We start from the raw sequence: 19952 nt of genomic DNA on the forward strand, positions 1-19952 counted from the left end.
GTCATTCCTCCTCACTTATGATGGAAAAATACTAACCCACCAAATTATTTTTCACTTTACTAGGAGATGTTTTATGGAAGCCCTTTGTATTTAATGAACTTGCTTCTGCTAAACTCATATTCTTAGTTTCAGGTGCCATCCACAATGATAGAAGAAAGCCTGCAAAGAATAGTCCTGCACATATATAAAGGGTAACATCTAAACCATATTTCGCCATGATCATCGGGAATAAAAATGTACTAATCGATGCTCCCACACGGCTAAACCCAGCACCGAACCCTGTTGCTGTGGCTCGTATATTGGTAGGGAATAACTCATTTGGATAAATCCATTGATGAATCCCCATCCCTGTATTAAAAATACCATAAATGACAAAAAGTGTAATGGTAATAACGAAGGATAAATGTGCACCAGAAGTTGCACCGAGAATGACTAGAACCACCGCAGAAACTAAGAATGGCCATACTAGGACAGGTCTCCTACCTATTTTTTCAACTAAAAAGACGGCCGGCAACAGCCCACAAATATAGAACATACTAATAACAGCTGATCCTAGATACTCCGAACTGCCATCCGCTAGTCCCAATTTTCCCAAAACCTCTGGAATATAGGTCGCAATCGCAAAGGATGGTGCCACCTGCAATGTCCAAAAGAGGGCAATAAAAATGGTCCATTTACCATATCCATTTCTAAAAATATCTCTATAGGATGTTTTCACCTTTGTTTCGGGAGCTTCGGAAAGAACAACATTTTCACCAAAAACTTTTTTGATAATGGCATTCGACTCTGCCACTCTGCCCTTACTAGCTAACCAGCGTGGAGATTCAGGCATATTAATCCGTGCAATTAAAATAATGATGGCAGGAATCGCACTGCTTACCAGCATCCAGCGCCAGCTAGAATCACCAAGTGGTAACAGTAAATACCCTACTAGATAAGAAATTCCATATCCTACATACCAGAGAGCAACCAATCCGCCAAGAAGGGCTCCACGATTCTTCTTTGGAGAAAACTCCGCCATTAGTGATCCGGCAATCGGATAATCAGCCCCCACAGCAACACCTAATATAAAGCGTAGAATGATTAACTGTACAGGGTCTGTTGCGAAGAATTGCAAAATGGAAGCGATAACAAAAACAAGCAGATCAAGAATAAACATATTTTTTCGGCCGATTTTATCCGTTAAATAACCAAAGATTGTGCCTCCAAAGAACATCCCAATGAGTGTGCTTGTTCCGACGAGACCAACCATTGTTAACGACATGTCAAATTGAGGCTGGAGAATAGCTAAGGCTACAGCAATAATCCCAATAATGTATCCATCGATAAAGGCACCGCCGCCCGTATAAGAAAACATTTTAATATGAAATTTACTTAAAGGCATTTCTTCCATCGTTCTCACTTTGTTCATCCAATTCGCTCCCCTTTATTGATTATTCAGAGAATTCTTATTTAAAGAAAAGCTTACCAAATATCTTTGAAAATCAAAAGATTGTTTTTTGGTAAGCTTCCCCGAGAGTTAACCCTTTATTGTGTGAAGTTTAGCTTGGCTGAATAGTTTCAAATAATCATAACTACCTGATTTTGAGTCTGTACCTGAAAAGTTAAATCCACCAAATGGATGAACACCTACAAGTGCCCCGGTGCAATTTCGATTGACATATAAATTCCCGCAATGCATGGTTTCAACTGCATAATCGATTCGATGTGGAACAGATGAGAAAAATGCCCCTGTCAGTCCGTAATCTGTATTATTATAGATTTCGATCGCTTCTTCATAATCTTTCGCTTTTGAAATAGCGAGGACTGGTCCAAAAATCTCCTCCTGCATAATACGACTATTCGGGTCGGCATCTATAAATATGGTTGGATTGATAAAGTAGCCTTCCTCACTTCCGGAATCGCCGCCAATTACTAGTTTTGCTTCCTTCTTTCCAATCTCGATATAGTTAACTATCGTTTGATACGCCTTTTCATCAATGACCGGCCCTACAGGGAAATCATCTTCCCCATTTCCAACCTCTAACTGTTTCGTTAGTTCAACCACTTTGCCAATCAGTTCATCGTAAACATCTTCTACAATAATAGCACGAGAACCAGCAGAACATTTTTGACCCTGGAAACTAAATGCAGAAGAAACAATAGACTTTGCTGCAGCATCTAAATCAGCTGTTTCATCGACCACAATACCGTCTTTACCGCCCATTTCTGCATTCACTCGTTTGATCCATTTTTGACCCTCAGCCGTTTTGGCAGCGAGTTCATTGATATGCAATCCTACTTCCTTTGAACCTGTAAAACTAATAAATCTAGTTAATGGATGTCCAGTTATAAGATCCCCAATCACAGAAGAGTTTCCTGGGATAAAGTTAATAACCCCCTCTGGCAGTCCAACCGCTTCCATAATCTCAACGAATTTATAGGCAATAATTGGCGTTAAGGAAGCAGGCTTAAGGAGGGTTGTATTACCAGTAACAATGGCGGAAACAGTAAGACCCACACAGATAGCCAATGGGAAATTCCACGGAGGAACAATAAAGCCAACACCCAGTGGGATATAGGTTAACCGATTCTTCTCATCAGGAATTTGAATCAAATGATGAGAATCTTCTTCGAGCTTGATCATCGATCGTCCATAGTATTCAAGGAAATCAATGGCTTCCGAAACCTCAGCATCTGCCTCTTCATAGTTTTTCCCTGCTTCTAAAATCATGACAGCCGAAAGTTCATGTCTTCGCTCTCTCATTACCTGTGCTGCCCGAAATAAATAATTCGCTCTTTCACGAGGGGCTACCTTTTTCCATGATTCAAAGGCTTCCGTTGCTGCAGCAATCGCCTCACTCGCCTTCTGATCGTCCGCCATACTCATATAACCGACAACCTCTGTTTTTTTGGCGGGATTCACAGATGTAATTTTTCTATCTGTCATGATTTTCTTGCCGCCGATAATGATTGGATACTGCAAGCCTAATTCTTGTTTGAAGGCAGCAATAGCACTCTTTAATGCCTCAACATTATCCCTTTTGGAAAAATCAGTATTGGGTTCATTTTTAAAGGTATCAATCGTCGTAATCATAATCTTTCTCCTTTTGTGTTTATTTTTTAAAGGTATTCTTCAAGACAAAAGCGACATTTTCTGGACGTTCAGCAAGTCTGCGCATGAAATAGCCAAACCAGTCAACCCCATATGGTACATACACCCTGACCTTATAACCGGCATTAGCTAATTTTTCCTGAAGATCGGAGCGAATTCCATAAAGCATCTGGAACTCAAAGTTTTCCCTGCTAATGTGATTCTCCTGTGTAAAACGAATCATTTTCTCGACCATCACATCATCATGCGTGGCAATTCCAGCATAATTTCCATTCAATAGATGACGCTTAATAAGTTTTTCATAGTTTTCATCGACATCCGCTTTTTTGGGAAAGGCAACATCCGCTGATTCCAGATAGGCACCTTTGACAAGCCTCAGGTTTGCCTGATAGTTATTTAACTCTTCTATGTCTTTTTCCGATCGATATAAGTATCCTTGAATCACAGTTCCAATATTGTTGTATTCATTTTTTAACTCTTTATAAATATCGAGCGTCAACTGACAATGCGAATAATCTTCCATCTCAATCCTTACAAAATTTCCAAATTCCTTCGCCCGATCTAGAATTCTTCTTAAATTACGTATACAAATTTCTTTATTAATATCCAACCCTAGCGAAGTAATTTTCACGGATAAATTACATTCAATCCCCGTTTCATTTATTGCCTCCAGAGTCTTTATACAATTTTCAGTCGCTTCATTCGCCGCTTCTTCTGTAGAGACAAACTCACCTAAATAATTGAGCATGGCAACCATGCCCTTATTATTTAATTCTCTCACACAGTCCACTGCATTTTGGATCCGATCCCCTGCAACAAAACGTTTTGCACCAAATTTCAGCCCGTATTTTTTTGCCATTTTATTTGCTGCTTTATTTTTGGCAAGGGACTGAAACGTGTTACTTAATATAGCTAGCCCCATTTCATTTGCTCCTTTCAATAAAATTTATAACCAATGTGGATGCTCCCATAATGGTAAATCCTGGCCAATCCCTAAGCTTTTTGCCCGATTGTATACCCGGAATGCTTCCGAAACATCGTGAATAGACATTCCAATTGGGTTAAACAAAATTTTCTGTTTTGCATGTTCTCTTCCGGCAACCTTCCCCACCACGATGTCACCAAGATTAAATACATTACTTTCATCAATAAAGCCGTCGCGAACGGCACGGTAACTAACATCTACTCCATGATGTTTCACGTGTTCAAAATCATCTACCACGACTTTTTCATAATGGACGAGCTCTTGCGGAGCTGTATCCCAAAACGAGATTTCTGAATGGAAGGCTCCTTCCTTGAGCCATTCCCCATTAACATATGGGAATGTGGACATCGTTGCCGTAATAACAATATCTGAATCCCGGATGGCTTTTTCGGCACTACTAGCAGGGATAACGCTTACATTTAATTCACCTTGCATTTCCTTTGCAAACTGTTTCGTTTTTTCCTCATTTAAATCAAACACTTTTATCTGTTCAATCTGATTTTTAAAAACGCTGGTTACCGCCATCAACTGTGTTCTACTTTGCACACCAGCACCAATAATACCAACCGTTCGTGAATTTGGATTTGCTAAATACTTCGCCGCGATCCCCGTTGCTGCACCAGTTCTCATCGCACTAACAATTGTTCCATCTAGAATCGCCAAAGGAAATCCATTATGCGGGTCGGATAAAATAATGATGGCTGAAGCCCGTGGCTGCCCAATTTTCTTTGGGTTCTCCGGCATACTAGGAATCCATTTCATCCCGGCAACATCCAAATCTCCGCCCAGATAAGATGGCATCGTCATAATTCTTCCCCGAGTTTCTTCTGTTTCAGGGCCACCCCAGCGAATGACAGGTTTTGATGGCTGAATAACTTCTTTACGACCATGTAACTCAAAAGATTTTTGAATGGCCTCAAGTGTACCATCCATATCAAGCCCGCCAGCACGAATACAGTCCTCTTGTGAAAGATATATAAATCCTACCCGTTTGCTTTGCTCCGTTTTTTCAAGTTGTTGCGAGACAGCCATTTTCAAAACCCCCATTATTCAAATTTTTAAAAAATTTGGATTACTTGTAACTAATAGTAACAACGAAATGGTTCATTGTAAACCATTTTTTTATAAAAAGGATGTTTTATTCCTTAAATTAGTATAAAAATAGCGTCATCACAATGATGACGCCGAGCAAATTTTTTTCATCAGCAATAATTTCCTTTTCCCTTCACATCTTCACTGACAATGATTTTCTTTTCCTTTAAAGTGTCTACTAGGGTGCGAATTTTCTTAATAGATGTTTTAGAATTTCTCTTTCCTAATTCAATCACCATAGCCTCCACAAGGGCAATTATCGGAATGATAGTAAAATGCTCCTTACTAGGCTCCACCTTGAGAATCACAGATGAGTAACTAGCAATCGGACAAGATAAGTGATCCGTAATGACGATCATCGGGATTCCTTTTTGATGGGCGACACTTGCCGCATCGATGGTTCTTTGTGTATAGGGTGTAAAGGCAAACAAAATAATCACTTCATCCTTTTCAAACTGGAGGATACGATCTATCATGGATTCACTATCATTACTCAACTGTCTCGTCTTTGAGTGAAACTCTTCGATTAGTAATTCCAAATATATGGCTACAGCTTTATAAGGACGTAAACCCAGAAGGTTAATTCTTGTAGCATTAGCGATTAAATCCATGGCGACTGAAAAGTTTTCTACTAGCTGTGGATTCAGGGATTTATCTAACAAGTTCACACCCTCTTGCCAAACAGTTGATAGTGTTTTATATTGCTGATTTTCTTCCTGACTTCCAAAAGACTTTTGAACATACTCCCACTTATCAGAATAGTCCTTTTGGACATGATGAAATTCCTTCTTTAAATCAAAAAAGCTATCGTACCCTAATACTTTCACAAGCCTTAATATCGTTGTAGTTCCAACCTCCGCATGTTCCGCTAATTCCTTAACGGTCCATAAACCCAAATCTTGGTGATTCTCTAATATAAAATCACAAAGCAACCTTTGTTTATTAGGCAAACCATCCTTAACCGAAATGATATGATCAAGCACATTCCTCTCCTGCTGCACAGTCACAACATTCACCTACTTTCAAGAATAAAAACCACAGGGACGGTTCTTATGGTTTTTTTAAATTTACTTTTCCATGTCAAAAAAGGCCAGCAGAACCGTCCCCTTGTTCTATTCCGGACGTTACATTATCATTATTACCAACTGCAAATGCCAGATGCTGCGTAGAAAGCAACAGCACTAAAAGCAAAATTATAGTCTTTTTCACCTTCATTTTCCCCCAATATTCTACAAACTACTATCTATTAATCTATTCATATTAAAAGCTATGATCAATCATTACAATTTAATAGGTAGAATAGCCTATTAATTGTAAATACTATCTAATTATATAATGATAAATTCCCTTTTTACAGTAAAATTACATTTTTCGCGAAATTCGACAAACTCATTACTAATTACATCTAGTTCTATAAAAGAATTGAGGAATATTATGATACTCTAATGCAGGCTACTCAAGGGGATTTAAAACCATTTTTATTGTTCTATTTAGAATGCAAAAAACCACATGGACGGTTCTCATGGTCCAAATGCATGTGATTGATTAGCTTCCTTTTATCTGAATTAAATAGAACCATTACAAAAGGGACGAGTCCACTGCTTCATAAAAGCAACCGTGGACTAGTCCCTTTTTACTTCTCATTTTCCGGGCTCCAATAACCTTGAAAATCGGTAAAGAGAATTATTTCAACAAAACTCGGCGAGACAGACACTACGCCTGCCTGCTTTCAAGCCTGCGAGCAATCAATGACAAGCAATAGTTAACAATAAAGTACATGAAAGCAATGACAATAAAGATTGGAATAACGTAATTAACATTTTGGGCATAGATGATTTGGGCATTGTGCATGAATTCCGGTAAGGCAATAATCACGCATAGTGAAGTGTCCTTCAATAACGAGATAAATTGGCTGACAATCGGAGGAATCATTCGCCGAAGTGCTTGTGGCATGACAATATGCCATAACGTTTGGATATACGTTAACCCTGATGAACGGGCAGCTTCAATTTGTCCTTTATCGATGGAAATCAAGCCACTTCTTACAATTTCAGCCAGCATGGCTGATTCAAACACCGTCAATGCCGATATCGCCGCAGCCGTGGGGCTTAGCTTCATTCCCACTTCCGGCAGGGCAAAGAAGGTGAAGAATATGATTAGCAGCAGCGGCATATTCCTAATTGTTTCGACAATCAAGGCCACGACCTTCGATAGGAATTTAATTTTCGCATATCGTAAGGTCCCTAATATGATTCCAATAATAAAGCTTAGTATAATCGAAACAAAGGCAATGTAAAGCGTCACCTTAAAACCATCAGCGAGGAATTTTAAATGATCGACTGAGAGAGCTCCTGCAATATCCATAATTCCCCCTCCTTAATGGCTTCTAGCCAAGCGTTTTTCCAAATAACCAACGCCCAGACTTAATGGTATCGTTAACACAAGATAAAACAATGCTACAAAAATGTATACATCAAATGTAACGAATGTATGGGAGGATACAAGATCACCGAAGTACATTAAGTCTAAACCAGCAATCATTCCCAAAATAGCGGAGTTTTTCACCAAATTAATAAATTGGTTGCCAATGGGAGGAATGACTATTTTGATCGCTTGCGGCAAAATAATGATCCTCATCGCCTGCAAATAGGTGAGACCAGATGATCTTGCTGCCTCCATTTGCCCTTTCGGCACAGATTGTATCCCAGCTCGAATCGCTTCAGCAATAAAGGAAGCCGTATAAATGGCAAGGGCAATCGTACCTGCCACAAATCCGGTTAACGTGACACCGATTGCAGGAAGACCGATATAAAAGAAGAAGGCAATGATTAGAAGAGGAATATTCCTGATAAACTCAACATATGCGCTGCCAATCCAATTTAAAGGTTTTATGGGCGCGATTCTCATAACGGCTACTATCACGCCAATAATAAAGCTCCCAATTAAGGCGATGATACTAGACAACACGGTATTCTTAAATCCTTCTAAATATGTATCCAAGTTATCGATCAGAATTGAAAAATCAAGCAAATAGATCTCCCTCCTTTTCGTAAGAAGTGGTCAGGATGAGCATGGTCTGCTCATCCCGATATCTGTGGCTGTTAGTTGGATTTGATCCATTTTTTGTGGATTTCATCGTACTTTCCGTTATCTTTCATCTTCTTTAAAGCGCTATTAATCGCGTCAACTAATTCTTTATTTCCCTTTTTAACCGCAATTCCGTATGGCTCTTCCGTAAAAGTACCACCGACTAGCTGATAGTTTGAATCTTGGTCAACCATTCCATAAAGAATTGAATCATCCGTTGTTAAGGCATCACCCTGACCGGATTTCAACGCTGTAAAGGCTTCTGTATAGTTTTCAAATTCTAATACAGTCGTTTCCGGAGCTTTTTCACGGATATTAATTGCAGATGTTGAGCCTTTAACCGCAAGGACTTTTGTACCCTTTTTCAAATCTTCAAGTCCTTTAATTGTGCTTCCCTTTTTGACAAGCAGTGATTGTCCTGCATCAAAGTAGACATCTGAGAAATCAACCTCTTTTTTACGTTCCTCTGAAATCGTCATCGTTGCAACGATTGCATCAATATCGCCATTGTTTAGCATTGGGATACGAGTTTTGGATGTAACCTCTTTAAACTCAACCTTTTTCTCGTCACCAAGAATATCTTTTGCCAACTCTTTTGAAATATCGATATCAAATCCTTCTACTTCGCCGGAAGATGGGTTCTTAAGTCCAAATAATCGTGTATCATATTTTACACCGATTACAATTTTGCCATCTGCTTTAATTTGTTCTAAAGCATTTTTTGCTGTAGTACCTGAAGTTTCCTTTTCTTCCCCTTTACCACACGCTGAAAGCAGCATGGAGGCCGATAATAAAAGAACGCCCGCTATCTTACTTGTTTTACTTTTAAACATATTAATCCCCCTTAGTGTTTAATGATTTAATATACGGCTTAGAAATAGACGCGCTCTTTCTTCCTTTGGATTCGCGTAAAAATCAGCCGGTTTCCCCTGTTCAAGAATTTGCCCGTGATCCATAAAGATAATGCGATCTGCAACTTCTTTCGCAAATCCCATTTCATGGGTAACGACGACCATCGTCATCCCTTCCTTTGCTAGCTTTTTCATAACATCCAGCACTTCACCAATCATTTCCGGATCCAGGGCGGATGTTGGCTCATCAAACAGCATTATTTCAGGCTTCATGGCAAGTCCTCTTGCAATCGCAACCCTTTGCTGCTGACCACCTGATAACTGAGATGGATAAGAGTTTGCCTTATCGGGTATACCCACTTTTTCAAGATAATACCTTGCTACTTTCTCAGCTTCCTCCTTTGATTGTTTTAATACCATCAAGGGCGCGGTCGTAATGTTTTCAAGAACGGTTTTATGTGGATATAAGTAAAAATGCTGAAATACCATCCCGATATTTCGTCTTAACTGATTGATATTGGTTTTTTTGTCATTTACCTTCAAACCGTTAACGGTTAATTCTCCACTAGAGATCGTTTCCAGCTGATTAATACAGCGAAGCATCGTACTTTTCCCTGACCCTGAAGGTCCTATTACAACGACAACTTCCCCTTTATTAATTTCTAGATTAATATTTTTGAGAACATGAAAGTCTCCATAATACTTGTTTACAGAATCAAACCGAATCATGCCAATCCTCCTCCCTGTTTTTTTCTCCTATGTATGGGACCTGTCGAATTGCCATTCGGCGTCGGATTTCGACTCTTTAGAATTGACTAACAATTAACAGGTATATAGCCATACTACATTTTAATTCCTATTTAGTAAATATCAATTCGGAAATTTGCAAATATTCCTGCATATTTTAGCGGATTTTGGTGAATCATGGGGACGTTTTTCAACATCCTCTATCCTCCAAGACTCGCTACGAGTGAGTGGCTAGCTTTTACTCGGCGGGAATCCCACCCGCTATATTTTACGACCTAGGCACGGTCGCTCTTACAGACCGGGATTTAGTCGTCCAGTCGATACAGTACTAAATTACTCATTACAGTTACCGATAAAGCCGGCAACGTAAGTGAAGCGACAAAAATTGTCGTTAAAGATGCGACACCTCCTGCCAAACCTGTCGTCAATGATGTAACGGATCAAAATACAACTGTAACAGGCCAAGCGAAGGTGGGTCTAAGGTTGAAGTAAAAGTTAATGGCTCGGTGATTGGCGAGGGAACAATTGGAGTCGATGGCAAATTTACCGTAACCATTCCTGTTCAAAAAGCGGGAACAGAATTAGAAATGGTTGTTACTGATTGGGCTGGAAATAAAAGTGAATCGGCTAGAGTAATTATCAAACAAGCATTTTTACATGGTTGGGTGAAAAAAGACAATTTGTGGTATTACTACGATTTAGAATCTGGACAAAAACAAACTGGATGGATTAAAGACAAGAATATTTGGTATTTCCTAGATGTCAGCGGGGCGATGAGAACCGGTTGGTTGAAAGACAATAATAAATGGTACTATTTAGACAGAAGTGGTGCAATGAAGACTGGCTCGGTAAATATCAGTGGTAAAATAAATTACTTTAATTCCAGCGGTATTTGGATCAAATAAGGTTTCCACAGGGACGGTTCTCATGGTTCAAATGCGGTTAGCATAAGCCACCAGAACCGTCCCCATGGTTTTTTTTATTTAGGAATTCTTTAAATGTAACAGGATCCATTGGCTTGGCAAGGTAATACCCTTGAATTTCATCACAACCCATTTCCTCTAACCCTCGTAGCTGAGACTCAGCCTCTACTCCTTCTGCTACCACTTTAAAGCCAAGTGAGTGTGCTAAGGAAATAATCGTATCAATAATGGCTGTATCTTGTTTATTTATGAAAATGCCATTAATAAAAGACCGATCAATTTTTAGAAAATCAATAGGTAAGGATTTAACATAGCTTAATGATGAATACCCAGTTCCAAAATCATCCAAAGATATAGTAACCCCAATCCGTCTTAACTGCTCTAATTTATAAATGGCATCGTGTATATTAAATAGTGCAATGCTTTCTGTTACTTCAAGATTTAGGAATTCAGGAGATAAGTCGCTTTCATTTAATATTTGTTCAATCATAATGACAAAATCATCCTGCAAAAATTGTTTGCTTGATATATTTACACACACATGTATCGGATTAAAACCGATTTCATTCCATTCAACGGTTTGTCTGCAAGCCTCTTTAAGGACCCATTCCCCAATTGGATTAATAAGCCCTGTTTCTTCTGCAATCGGGATAAACTCAACGGGAGAGATCGGTCCTAAAACAGAATCATTCCATCTTAAAAGGGCTTCCATACCTGTTATTTGGTTAGTCATAATATCGAGTTTGGGTTGATAATATAGTTCAAGTTCTTTTTCTTGTAATGCCTTTTTTAATCCTTGTTCGAGATGAAGCCTTCTATTAGCAATTTCCACAAATTCAGAACAATAGAGTTGATACTGGCCACCTCCATTTTCTTTAGCAAAGTGCAAGGCAGAACTTGCCTTTTGTATAGTATCCTCTAAAGAATCATCCTTTAGAACATTAGCAAGTCCTATGCTAGCTGCTATTCTAATTTCATGTTTTTCAAGATAGAAAGATTTCGAGAATTCATCTAATAATAATTTGGAAAAATCCTCTGCTCGACTTATATTCGTGTTGGGCAAGTAAAGAATAAAGTCATCTCCACCGGCACGAATTACAGTCCCCATATCCTGCACTACATTGATCAATCTTTTAGCAACCATTTTAAGTAATTGATCACCGATATGATGTCCATAGGAGTCATTAATTAATTTAAAACGATCTAAATTAAAGAACATCATACAAGTCGGTATTCCACTGGCTTTTGACTCATGAAATTCTTTTGTTAAATAATTATTTAAATAATTCATATTGAAAAGTCCAGTTAGCATATCGTGGTATGATAAATATTCTAATTCAGCTTTTTTCTCCTTAAGTTGACCGATAATTCCATTATTTCTTTGGACAAGAACCCCGACAGCAAAGGTAATAAACATATTAACAAACAATAACTCTGAAATCATGATCATTTCATGTTTTACGATACCACCTGGCTGTACTGATTCAGCTAGTAAAATGATAATAGACCCCATTCCCGTGGCAATTCCTCCATGGACCATTCCCTTTTCTAAAACAAAAATTAAAGTAGGAATAAGGTAAAGTAGCCAAAAAATATTATGAAAATACTGATCTCCTAGGTCCCAAAAATCAATAAAGTATGGAAAGAAATAAAATAATAAAACTAACACCCATTTTTTAAAAGAAATATTGAAAATACGACCTGATAATATTTCGGGCACTTTGCGCTCTCCTCCTAAAACCATAGGGACGGTTCTTATGGTTTTTTTTAATTACTTTTCCATGTCCAAAAAAGCCAGCAGAACCGTCCCCTTGGTCTACCCTTGGTCTACCTCAGTTTTCTTACTTCCTTATTGACTTCTGTCATAGCAAGTGCAACCTTTTCTGCTTCTTTCCTTTGAATTTCAACACTTTCATTTAACGCTTTCGTTTGTTTATCCACATTTTCTACCACTGTATTCACTTCTTGGCCATATCTTGCTTGTTCCGCAGTGGCAATGCTTATTTCTTCTACTCTTTCTTTAATATGGTTAATATTTTGAACAATTTCATTAGAAGTAAGAGATTGTTCCTTTGCCGCATTGGTTACAGAGCTAGATTGATTGGTAATTTCTTCAACAGCAGAGACAATTTCACGGCTGCCCTTTGCTTGCTCTGATACAGCACTTGCAATTTGTTGGATCTCGCTATTGATGTGAACAACGGTATTCACAATCTCTTCAGCCGTAATGGTTTGTTCCTTAGTAGAATGAGTCATATCTTTTGTCTGGCTGGCTACATCTTCAACCGCTTTGGAAATGAGCTCACTTTGCCTTCTTTGTTCTGCTGTTGCTTCTGCAATTTGCTCCATTTCTTTTGATACTTGTACAATTCCTCCCACTATTTTTTTGATCGCTTGGTTTGTTTTATTCGCCAATTCGTTCCCAATCTCTACCTTATTGGCTCCTTCTTTAATAGAGGCAACTGCTGCTCTTGATTCAGTTTGAATTCCTTTAATCAGGCTTGTTATTTCTTTTGTTGCAGAGGCAGAACGTTCAGCTAGTTTACGAACTTCATCCGCCACCACCGCAAATCCCTTGCCATACTCACCGGCACGAGCGGCCTCAATCGCAGCATTTAGTGCTAACAGATTGGTTTGTTCGGCAATATCATCTATAACACTGATGATGCTGCCGATCTCTTCTGAGCTTTTTCCTAGACTCTCCATTACATCACTCGCTTGATTAATTACCTGAGATATTTCTTCCATTCCATTTAACGTTTCATTGAGAGAGCTTGTTCCCATTTCCGCATCTTCTTTTACAGAATAACTTAATTGATTAACGGTTTGTACACTATGAGCAACCTGCTCGATTGAAGCAACCAATCCCGTAACCGAATCAGCAGAATTTTTTGCTGTATCCGTTAATCTGATTGCTGTTTCATTAACACCTTTTATAGAACCACTCATTTCTTCAATCGCCGCTGAAATCTCTTCAACACTTGTACTTACAGCCCCCGTGTTACCGGCTACATGATCGATAGATGCCATCATTTCCTCAATTGCTGCAGAAGATTGTTCAGCAGCAGCGGCTAAATGGGTGGCATTATCAGCTACTATATGAATGGAAACACTCATTTGTTCGATAGCCGCCGAAATTTCTTCTACACTGGAGGCAGTCTCATTGGTGTTTCCAGACACCTGTTGAATCGAGGCAACTAACTCAATAACTGATTGTTTTGCTTGACCCATTGCTGCATCCAATTCTTCTGAACTTTTAGCAGTATGGTTAATGGTTCTTTTGATTTCATTAACGGAAGTAGTGGTCCTACCGATATTTACTCCTACTCCCAAAGCAGTTCTACGAATAAGTGTCGTCATGAAAAAGGAAATTAGAAGACTAAAAATAATTCCAATAACTGAAATACCTAATATCTCATAGGTGGAAAAAGTTTTATTACTCTCAGCACCCTTAAGAAAGGCGCCATTATATTTGTGGGTTTTTTCGGTAAAATTGTCTAGATATTTAGATGCTTGGTTTCCATAGGAGACCAACTCATCGGTCTTTTTCTTGATACTATCCTTATTATTACTTTTTACTTCTTCATAAAAGGATGGAAGAATGGAAACGTACTTTTCAAAGCTTTGTTCAAATTCATCAACTAATTTTTTATTTTCAGCTGGAAGCCATAACTTTTTTACTTCTTTAATGTCCTTTTTTATCTGTTCAGTGCTTTCATTAGTCGATTTCGCTAACTGTACTTTATCATCTTCTTCGAGATAAGGATCATATGCCTGCCTAACGGTTAATAAACGCACGCGGTTTAATTCTTCGTTCATTTCTCCAATCAATTCAGCCTTGGGGAGTTGTGTTTTTCCAATAAAGTTAATATCTTTCCCTAAAATATTTAAATTTTTTAGAGATAAAAATGATAATAGGACAAACATCAAGATTATGAGAATAAAACTTCCCCATAATTTCATATTCATTGATACTTTTTTTAACATTATTTTTTCTCCTTTAAAGTTTTACTCATTTCAAATAAATTTCTAATCTCAATTTTCACTCGCAATTCTTCCTGTCTAAAAAGCTGTGTTTTAGAAATTTGATTTTTAAGATTACCTCCTCACCTTTATGTGAATTTTGCAAGAATGTAGACAAAACAAAAAGCCCCTGGATTCTCTCAGAAGGCACGAATTAAGGGTTACTAAAAACCCATTAGATATTGTCTTCTAGACTTTTGTAATGAATGTTGGAACATAATGTATCTCATACCTGTTTTTAATCAAATATTCCATCATTAAGATTAGCACTATTGGATGATTATTAATGTGATTATCCTTACAAATAGGAGAAATGTTCACAAATTGTCGATTTTTGCCTATAGTTCTTTATTACTATTATGAGGCTTTACTTTAAGAAGGTAAACCATAGAGACGGTTCTTATGGTTTTTTTTATTACTTTTCCAAGTCCAAAAAACCAGCAGAACCGTCCGAGATTACTGAAAAAGTACTTAGCCACAAAAAACAGCCCACCGGAACATCTATAAATAGTATTTAAATAACCGTTGACTTCAACATATTGTGGGTAAACGTCTTAGTTTTTATTTTAGTCGGACTTTTTCAGTGGTCTCGCCCTTTTTTCTCTTTTTCGCTTTTATAAGGAATGTAAGCAGTAAAACAATGAAAGCCCCACTCGTATCAATCAGGACATCTTTAAATGAAGCGGTCCTGTTTGGAACAAACGATTGATGCCACTCGTCAGTCATCGCATAAAGAAAAGTAATACACCATGCAAGCAAATAAGAAAATCGATATCGTTCCAGCGACTTAAATAGGAAAAATGAAAGAATACCAAAGGCAGTGAGATGCGTCGCCTTCCGAATCAGAAAATTCAACGAATCAATTAGTAAAAGCTTTGCTTGTGAACTTAAGAAACCAATCTTATCAATAAAAAACAATTTATCTATGGCCGTCGCTGTATGGCTCCCAGTAAAATACGGGAGCTGCGTAAACAAAAAAATTACTACCATCCAAATAATAGTTGCGATTTGCCACCACTTTCGATTACTCATATAGTAAACTTCCTCTCTTGAATTACCCTACTTGAAGACGACAAAATTTCATATGTTGATGATATCAGATAGGATTGAAAAAGAACAAGATACTTTGCTAGACGGGAGGAAATCCTCCTCCTACTTCCTCCTTAATTCCTACTGATAATAAACGGAAGGCCCTTTCTATTAAAAATTCTTGAAACCGATATCCACTAAACTCTTAAGACACTCATTTATTTCAAAAATTTGTAAAAAGTATTCAGCAGGTCCCATTGCTGGGAACTCCAAGCAATTTCTTTCATCAAGCCGAGTAAGTCTCTATTGGAGGAAATTGCGAAAGAATGCATCCAATGAGGGCTATTGGATTCATTTCTGGAAAAAATCCTGAGTGAAATGCATCCAATAAGGGGTATTGGATTCATTTTTGGTAAATATCTTGAGTGAAATGCACCCAATGAGGGGTATTGGAACATTTCTGGTAAAAACCCTGAGTGAAATGCATCCAATAAGGGGTATTGGATTCATTTTTGGTAAAATTTCCTGAGTGTAACGCATCCAATGAGGAGGATTGGATTCATTTTTTGTAGAAACCTTGAGTGTAATGCATCCAATGAAGGCTATTGGATTCATTTCTGGAAAAAATCCTGAGTGCAATGCATCCAATAAGGGGTATTGGGTTCATTTTTGGTAAAATTTCCTGAGTGCAATGCATCCAATGAGAGGGATTGGATTCATTTCTGGAAAAAATCCTGAGTGTAATGCATCCAATGAGGGGTATTGGATTCATTTTTGGTAAATCTCCTGAGTGAAATGCATCCAATAAGGGGGATTGGATTCATTTTTGGTAAATCTCCTGAGTGAAATGCATCCAATAAGGGGGATTGGATTCATTTTTGGTAAATCTCCTGAATGTAATGCATCCAATGAGGGGGATTGGATTCATTTTTGGTAAATCTCCTGAATGTAATGCATCCAATGAGGGGTATTGGATTCATTTTTGGTAAATCTCCTGAATGTAATGCATCCAATGAGGGGTATTGGATTCATTTTTGGTAGAAACCTTGAGTGAAATGCATCCAATGAGGGGTATTGGATTCATTTTTGGTAGAAATCTTGAGTGAAATGAATCCAATGAGGGCTTCCAGACTGAAAATCAAAGCGAGTCGCATTGGCCCATATTCCATCGTAAATACAACCCTGCCTAGACCGGATGAGGGAACGAATGTAACAAGGGGAACCAGTTTGGGTAAATCCCCCGCTGGTTCCTTTACAAACCTCCCCATTCAGACATCCCTCGACGATTTTCTACTAGAATCCCTTTCTAACAATTGTTTGATTAAAACTAGCCTCAACCTGCACCAATCCTGGATTTGCCTCTCAAAATAGTTAAAAAGAATGTCGAGAGCTGCCGATTTATCCTTCCGACTCCATCACATCTAACCGAAGCTCTTATTTATCAGTGATATGATCAAGAGGTGAAAGTGAATTGCAAATAAAGACCACTTAGGCTGTAATCAAATTTGCTTTTTTCCATCGGGAAATGGCACCGGAATTGAAAAATAAATTTACATATAGGTAAATACCCACCCCTCTTTAAATAAGGTCACATACACTATTTTTGAACCAATTTGAGGAGGAGATATAAAAAATGGATAGACAATTCTTTGGTAGCGGTATGGGATATGGTGGTTTTTACGGAGGGTATCCTTATGGCATGGGATATGGAGGCTATCCTTTCCATCATGGGTATGGCGGCTTTTATGGCGGTTATCCTTTCCACCACCATTTTGGATATGGAGGTTATCCTTTCCACCATCATTATGGATTCTAACAATGTTGTGGATGTTAACTGATTTATCCCCACATGTCCTGCTTTTAACTTCAAAATGAATATACCCCTGAAGTTGTCTTCAGGGGTTTTACTATATCAATGCCCTTATTGGTTTAAGTGGATATTGAAATGTATGGTAGTTGCGGATTTGGTTAATATTGTGGTAGCTATAGTTACAAGTTGGGCAGATTTTTTTTAGCATTCATTGTAATTGGTGTATTCCTATCATTAAGAAAACTCGCCGATTGGCGAGCGTTCAGGCAGAGATTAGGCGTAGTTGCACTTATGCCTTGATAAGAAAGTTATATTTTCTTATCGGCTGAAAAATAAGCTTTTCAGCGAATTAGAAACGGAATTTGCCAAAACTCTTTATTTCATTTGGTTTTAAATTTTTCAATAAATTGATTAAAGAAGTGGGGAATATTCTTAAATAATGGTTTATATTGATTAGAAGTTTCGATAAACATATCGATCGTTTCCATAAGCAAATCAAAATCCACATTGTTAGGCAAATTTTCTATCTGATTTTGATTACTTGGAGCACCGTTCTGTTCTCTTCTCCTAGAACCAAAAAACCAATCATCCATTCGATTAGATTTGTTATGGGAAATAGATAAGTGTTCTTTTTTTTCTTCTGAGTTATTTTCGTCTTCTTCGTTAGTTTTTCTATAGTTTCTGTTTCCGAACAGTAATCTTGAAAAAGGATCAATTTCACCATTTAGATTTTGTTTTTCTTTATGATCATTCTCCTCCACCAATTTCTCCTTCCTCTCATTTTAACTCTTTATGATAAATTATAATGGGTTCTAGAAAGTCTTTTCTCCCTATGTATACGTTCTAAAACAAGGAGGGTTTGGACAAAAATCATACTGTTAAAAAAAATCAATTATTCGCCTATAGACGGAAAGTAACGATTGTAATAAACAAAGGGACAGCAGAAGCCTGTCCCTTTGTTCCAAAACCACGGGGACGGTTCTCGTGGCTTTTTTTTCATTCCTTTTCCTTGTTCAAAAAAGCCAGCAGAACCGTCCGAAACCGCTGAAAAACGCTTCGATATAAATAGGAATTTGTATTTTTGCATAAATAAATAAATAAATAGAAAAGCCCCTCAAACCCATTCGTCGTTGAAACTTCTCATCGAACCGCTCAAAGATTTCAATTAAACTTGTTCCTGCCCACTCCTCCCTAATAAACCAAGTAAATACTGATGGCTGGCAACCATTTCAACTGCGTTATTCTCGTCTTTAAGAACGACTTCATATATATACGGCCTATTTTCCAAAAAAGGAATGATTGACTTCCAAACAACCCCTCCGGTACCCAGCTCCAGCCCGTCATGTTTCTGCCCCTCGCTGTCGACAACATGAAAATACTGAATATAGGGATCAAGCTTTATGATTTGATCAAGTAATAATTGGTTATCTCCTTTAAACGAAATAAAGGCATGGCTGATATCATAAGCAAGCTGTAAATTTAAGCGGCTTAACAATGTCCTCAAACCAATTAGGGTTTTGGGCAGTGAACACACCGTAAATGGAATTTTCCCATAGAAAAACATCTTCGCCGTAAGACAGCACCTTTTTCATTTCATTCACGATTTTATCTGTATTTTCTTGATTGATCAGAGAGGAATTCGTTAGTAGATAATGCGGATGAATGACGCATTTAATGGAATGGGTTAAACAAATGTCTGCGAGGATCCTGGAAGATAGATGAAAAAACAAGTAATGTTCCGTTTGTTCGTGAATGATATTTAGATGGCTGCCATTGTATTTAGTAGGATGATGCAAATATACCTCAAGGCCTAGGCTTAATAGCATAGAGATAGTATTTTCCAGCTGCTATCGTTTCTTACCAAACAAATCATCCTCATTTAAATGCAGCTCCACAAAATCGGGCTTATATTGTAATCGATCAGATAGCTGCTCCGGCGCGTACGAACATTTAACCCCTAACTTCAACAAAAAAATTCACCTCTCCCTATAAAATGATGGAACCAGTAAGAAATGGAATCGATTTTATCATCGGTATTCATTATATCAAATACGGCTAACGAATACTTACTTCATCGAGTTAACTCACAGGCGGCTAGCCCCATATTCCAACAATATTCAGTAACAACTTCATTCGATCATTTCCTTTTTATCAAAAAACCTATCAAATATCAGGGCGTGACAGGCCATGCTCTACTACTCCGATACCCACTAAAATTAGGATGGACATCATCTCCGAAAGTTGGGATAGAAGACACTTTCTACATAGGGAAGTGTCTTCTCTGTTTTAATGAACCCGCTTAAAACGGTCC

Annotated in this window: 19 protein-coding genes and 1 pseudogene; 3 read left to right on the forward strand and 17 right to left on the reverse strand. The window is 38.0% G+C overall.

Going from position 1 to position 19952, the window contains the following annotated elements:
- Nucleotides 1-31 precede the first annotated feature (31 nt).
- The 10 genes from ACIQXV_RS16435 to ACIQXV_RS16480 all read right to left on the reverse strand — a co-directional run bounded on the left by ACIQXV_RS16435 (nt 32) and on the right by ACIQXV_RS16480 (nt 9838).
- The gene (locus ACIQXV_RS16435) at nt 32-1411 is read right to left on the reverse strand and encodes an MFS transporter (protein ID WP_402960297.1); all 1380 of its coding nucleotides are present in this window, start codon (nt 1409-1411) and stop codon (nt 32-34) included.
- A gap of 108 nt (nt 1412-1519) precedes the next feature.
- Nucleotides 1520-3076, reverse strand: a complete 1557-nt coding sequence (gene pruA, locus ACIQXV_RS16440) for an L-glutamate gamma-semialdehyde dehydrogenase (RefSeq protein WP_402960298.1) — start codon at nt 3074-3076, stop codon at nt 1520-1522.
- 19 nt (nt 3077-3095) lie between these two features.
- On the reverse strand, nt 3096-4016 hold the full coding sequence (locus tag ACIQXV_RS16445; RefSeq protein ID WP_402960299.1) for a proline dehydrogenase family protein: 921 nt from the start codon (nt 4014-4016) through the stop codon (nt 3096-3098).
- Between the two features lie 24 nt (nt 4017-4040).
- On the reverse strand, nt 4041-5111 hold the full coding sequence (locus ACIQXV_RS16450; protein WP_402960300.1) for an ornithine cyclodeaminase family protein: 1071 nt from the start codon (nt 5109-5111) through the stop codon (nt 4041-4043).
- 170 nt (nt 5112-5281) lie between these two features.
- Nucleotides 5282-6154 (reverse strand): MurR/RpiR family transcriptional regulator, encoded by an 873-nt coding sequence (locus ACIQXV_RS16455; protein ID WP_402960301.1) that lies wholly within the window; start codon nt 6152-6154, stop codon nt 5282-5284.
- Nucleotides 6155-6251: 97 nt separating this feature from the next.
- The gene (locus ACIQXV_RS16460) at nt 6252-6380 is read right to left on the reverse strand and encodes a hypothetical protein (protein WP_402960302.1); all 129 of its coding nucleotides are present in this window, start codon (nt 6378-6380) and stop codon (nt 6252-6254) included.
- A gap of 504 nt (nt 6381-6884) precedes the next feature.
- Entirely contained in the window at nt 6885-7535 is a 651-nt protein-coding gene (locus tag ACIQXV_RS16465; RefSeq protein WP_402960303.1) for an amino acid ABC transporter permease, read from the reverse strand.
- A gap of 12 nt (nt 7536-7547) precedes the next feature.
- Entirely contained in the window at nt 7548-8201 is a 654-nt protein-coding gene (locus ACIQXV_RS16470) for an amino acid ABC transporter permease (protein ID WP_402960304.1), read from the reverse strand.
- Between the two features lie 71 nt (nt 8202-8272).
- A complete protein-coding gene (locus ACIQXV_RS16475) occupies nt 8273-9091 on the reverse strand; it encodes a transporter substrate-binding domain-containing protein (RefSeq protein WP_402960305.1) in 819 nt (272 codons plus the stop codon).
- An 18-nt stretch (nt 9092-9109) separates the two neighbouring features.
- Nucleotides 9110-9838, reverse strand: coding sequence for an amino acid ABC transporter ATP-binding protein (locus ACIQXV_RS16480; RefSeq protein ID WP_402960306.1), 729 nt, complete (start codon nt 9836-9838; stop codon nt 9110-9112).
- 497 nt (nt 9839-10335) lie between these two features.
- Between ACIQXV_RS16480 and ACIQXV_RS16485 the strand changes: the two are divergent.
- Both ACIQXV_RS16485 and ACIQXV_RS16490 read left to right on the forward strand, forming a co-directional pair.
- A pseudogene (locus tag ACIQXV_RS16485) lies at nt 10336-10482 on the forward strand (Ig-like domain-containing protein); the annotation flags it as partial.
- 39 nt (nt 10483-10521) lie between these two features.
- Entirely contained in the window at nt 10522-10761 is a 240-nt protein-coding gene (locus tag ACIQXV_RS16490) for a hypothetical protein (RefSeq protein WP_402960456.1), read from the forward strand.
- A 37-nt stretch (nt 10762-10798) separates the two neighbouring features.
- On the opposite strand, the gene ACIQXV_RS16495 is transcribed toward ACIQXV_RS16490, so the two are convergent.
- From ACIQXV_RS16495 to ACIQXV_RS16505, 3 genes are all read right to left on the reverse strand, one after another.
- Nucleotides 10799-12499, reverse strand: a complete 1701-nt coding sequence (locus tag ACIQXV_RS16495) for a putative bifunctional diguanylate cyclase/phosphodiesterase (protein WP_402960307.1) — start codon at nt 12497-12499, stop codon at nt 10799-10801.
- Between the two features lie 107 nt (nt 12500-12606).
- Nucleotides 12607-14766 carry a methyl-accepting chemotaxis protein gene (locus ACIQXV_RS16500; protein WP_402960308.1) on the reverse strand — a complete coding sequence of 720 codons (2160 nt, stop codon included), beginning with the start codon at nt 14764-14766 and terminating at the stop codon, nt 12607-12609.
- 597 nt (nt 14767-15363) lie between these two features.
- Nucleotides 15364-15834, reverse strand: coding sequence for a VanZ family protein (locus ACIQXV_RS16505; protein ID WP_402960309.1), 471 nt, complete (start codon nt 15832-15834; stop codon nt 15364-15366).
- A gap of 1691 nt (nt 15835-17525) precedes the next feature.
- Between ACIQXV_RS16505 and ACIQXV_RS16510 the strand changes: the two genes are divergently transcribed.
- Complete coding sequence (locus ACIQXV_RS16510) at nt 17526-17669, forward strand: hypothetical protein (RefSeq protein ID WP_402960310.1); 144 nt, start codon at nt 17526-17528, stop codon at nt 17667-17669.
- Nucleotides 17670-18021: 352 nt separating this feature from the next.
- On the opposite strand, the gene ACIQXV_RS16515 is transcribed toward ACIQXV_RS16510, so the two are convergent.
- From ACIQXV_RS16515 to ACIQXV_RS16530, 4 genes are all read right to left on the reverse strand, one after another.
- Nucleotides 18022-18402 (reverse strand): hypothetical protein, encoded by a 381-nt coding sequence (locus tag ACIQXV_RS16515; protein ID WP_402960311.1) that lies wholly within the window; start codon nt 18400-18402, stop codon nt 18022-18024.
- Between the two features lie 404 nt (nt 18403-18806).
- Entirely contained in the window at nt 18807-19136 is a 330-nt protein-coding gene (locus ACIQXV_RS16520) for a hypothetical protein (RefSeq protein ID WP_402960312.1), read from the reverse strand.
- Nucleotides 19102-19467, reverse strand: coding sequence for a hypothetical protein (locus ACIQXV_RS16525; protein WP_402960313.1), 366 nt, complete (start codon nt 19465-19467; stop codon nt 19102-19104). Before ACIQXV_RS16525 ends, ACIQXV_RS16520 begins: the two co-directional genes overlap by 35 nt.
- A 21-nt stretch (nt 19468-19488) precedes the next feature.
- The gene (locus ACIQXV_RS16530; RefSeq protein WP_402960314.1) at nt 19489-19611 is read right to left on the reverse strand and encodes a hypothetical protein; all 123 of its coding nucleotides are present in this window, start codon (nt 19609-19611) and stop codon (nt 19489-19491) included.
- Nucleotides 19612-19952: the final 341 nt, after the last annotated feature.

The organism is Neobacillus sp. NPDC097160 (assembly GCF_044762155.1).
Classification (GTDB): Bacteria; Bacillota; Bacilli; order Bacillales; family Cytobacillaceae; genus Neobacillus.

Excerpts from the sequence above, each read along its gene's own strand:
- ACIQXV_RS16505 (WP_402960309.1), bottom strand. The coding sequence starts at position 15,834 with ATGAGTAATCGAAAGTGGTGGCAAATCGCAACTATTATTTGGATGGTA.
- ACIQXV_RS16510 (WP_402960310.1), top strand. The coding sequence starts at position 17,526 with ATGGCATGGGATATGGAGGCTATCCTTTCCATCATGGGTATGGCGGCT.
- ACIQXV_RS16450 (WP_402960300.1), bottom strand. The coding sequence starts at position 5,111 with ATGGCTGTCTCGCAACAACTTGAAAAAACGGAGCAAAGCAAACGGGTA.
- ACIQXV_RS16475 (WP_402960305.1), bottom strand. The coding sequence starts at position 9,091 with ATGTTTAAAAGTAAAACAAGTAAGATAGCGGGCGTTCTTTTATTATCG.
- pruA (WP_402960298.1), bottom strand. The coding sequence starts at position 3,076 with ATGATTACGACGATTGATACCTTTAAAAATGAACCCAATACTGATTTT.
- ACIQXV_RS16465 (WP_402960303.1), bottom strand. The coding sequence starts at position 7,535 with ATGGATATTGCAGGAGCTCTCTCAGTCGATCATTTAAAATTCCTCGCT.
- ACIQXV_RS16500 (WP_402960308.1), bottom strand. The coding sequence starts at position 14,766 with ATGTTAAAAAAAGTATCAATGAATATGAAATTATGGGGAAGTTTTATT.
- ACIQXV_RS16525 (WP_402960313.1), bottom strand. The coding sequence starts at position 19,467 with ATGCTATTAAGCCTAGGCCTTGAGGTATATTTGCATCATCCTACTAAA.
- ACIQXV_RS16435 (WP_402960297.1), bottom strand. The coding sequence starts at position 1,411 with ATGAACAAAGTGAGAACGATGGAAGAAATGCCTTTAAGTAAATTTCAT.
- ACIQXV_RS16445 (WP_402960299.1), bottom strand. The coding sequence starts at position 4,016 with ATGGGGCTAGCTATATTAAGTAACACGTTTCAGTCCCTTGCCAAAAAT.
- ACIQXV_RS16480 (WP_402960306.1), bottom strand. The coding sequence starts at position 9,838 with ATGATTCGGTTTGATTCTGTAAACAAGTATTATGGAGACTTTCATGTT.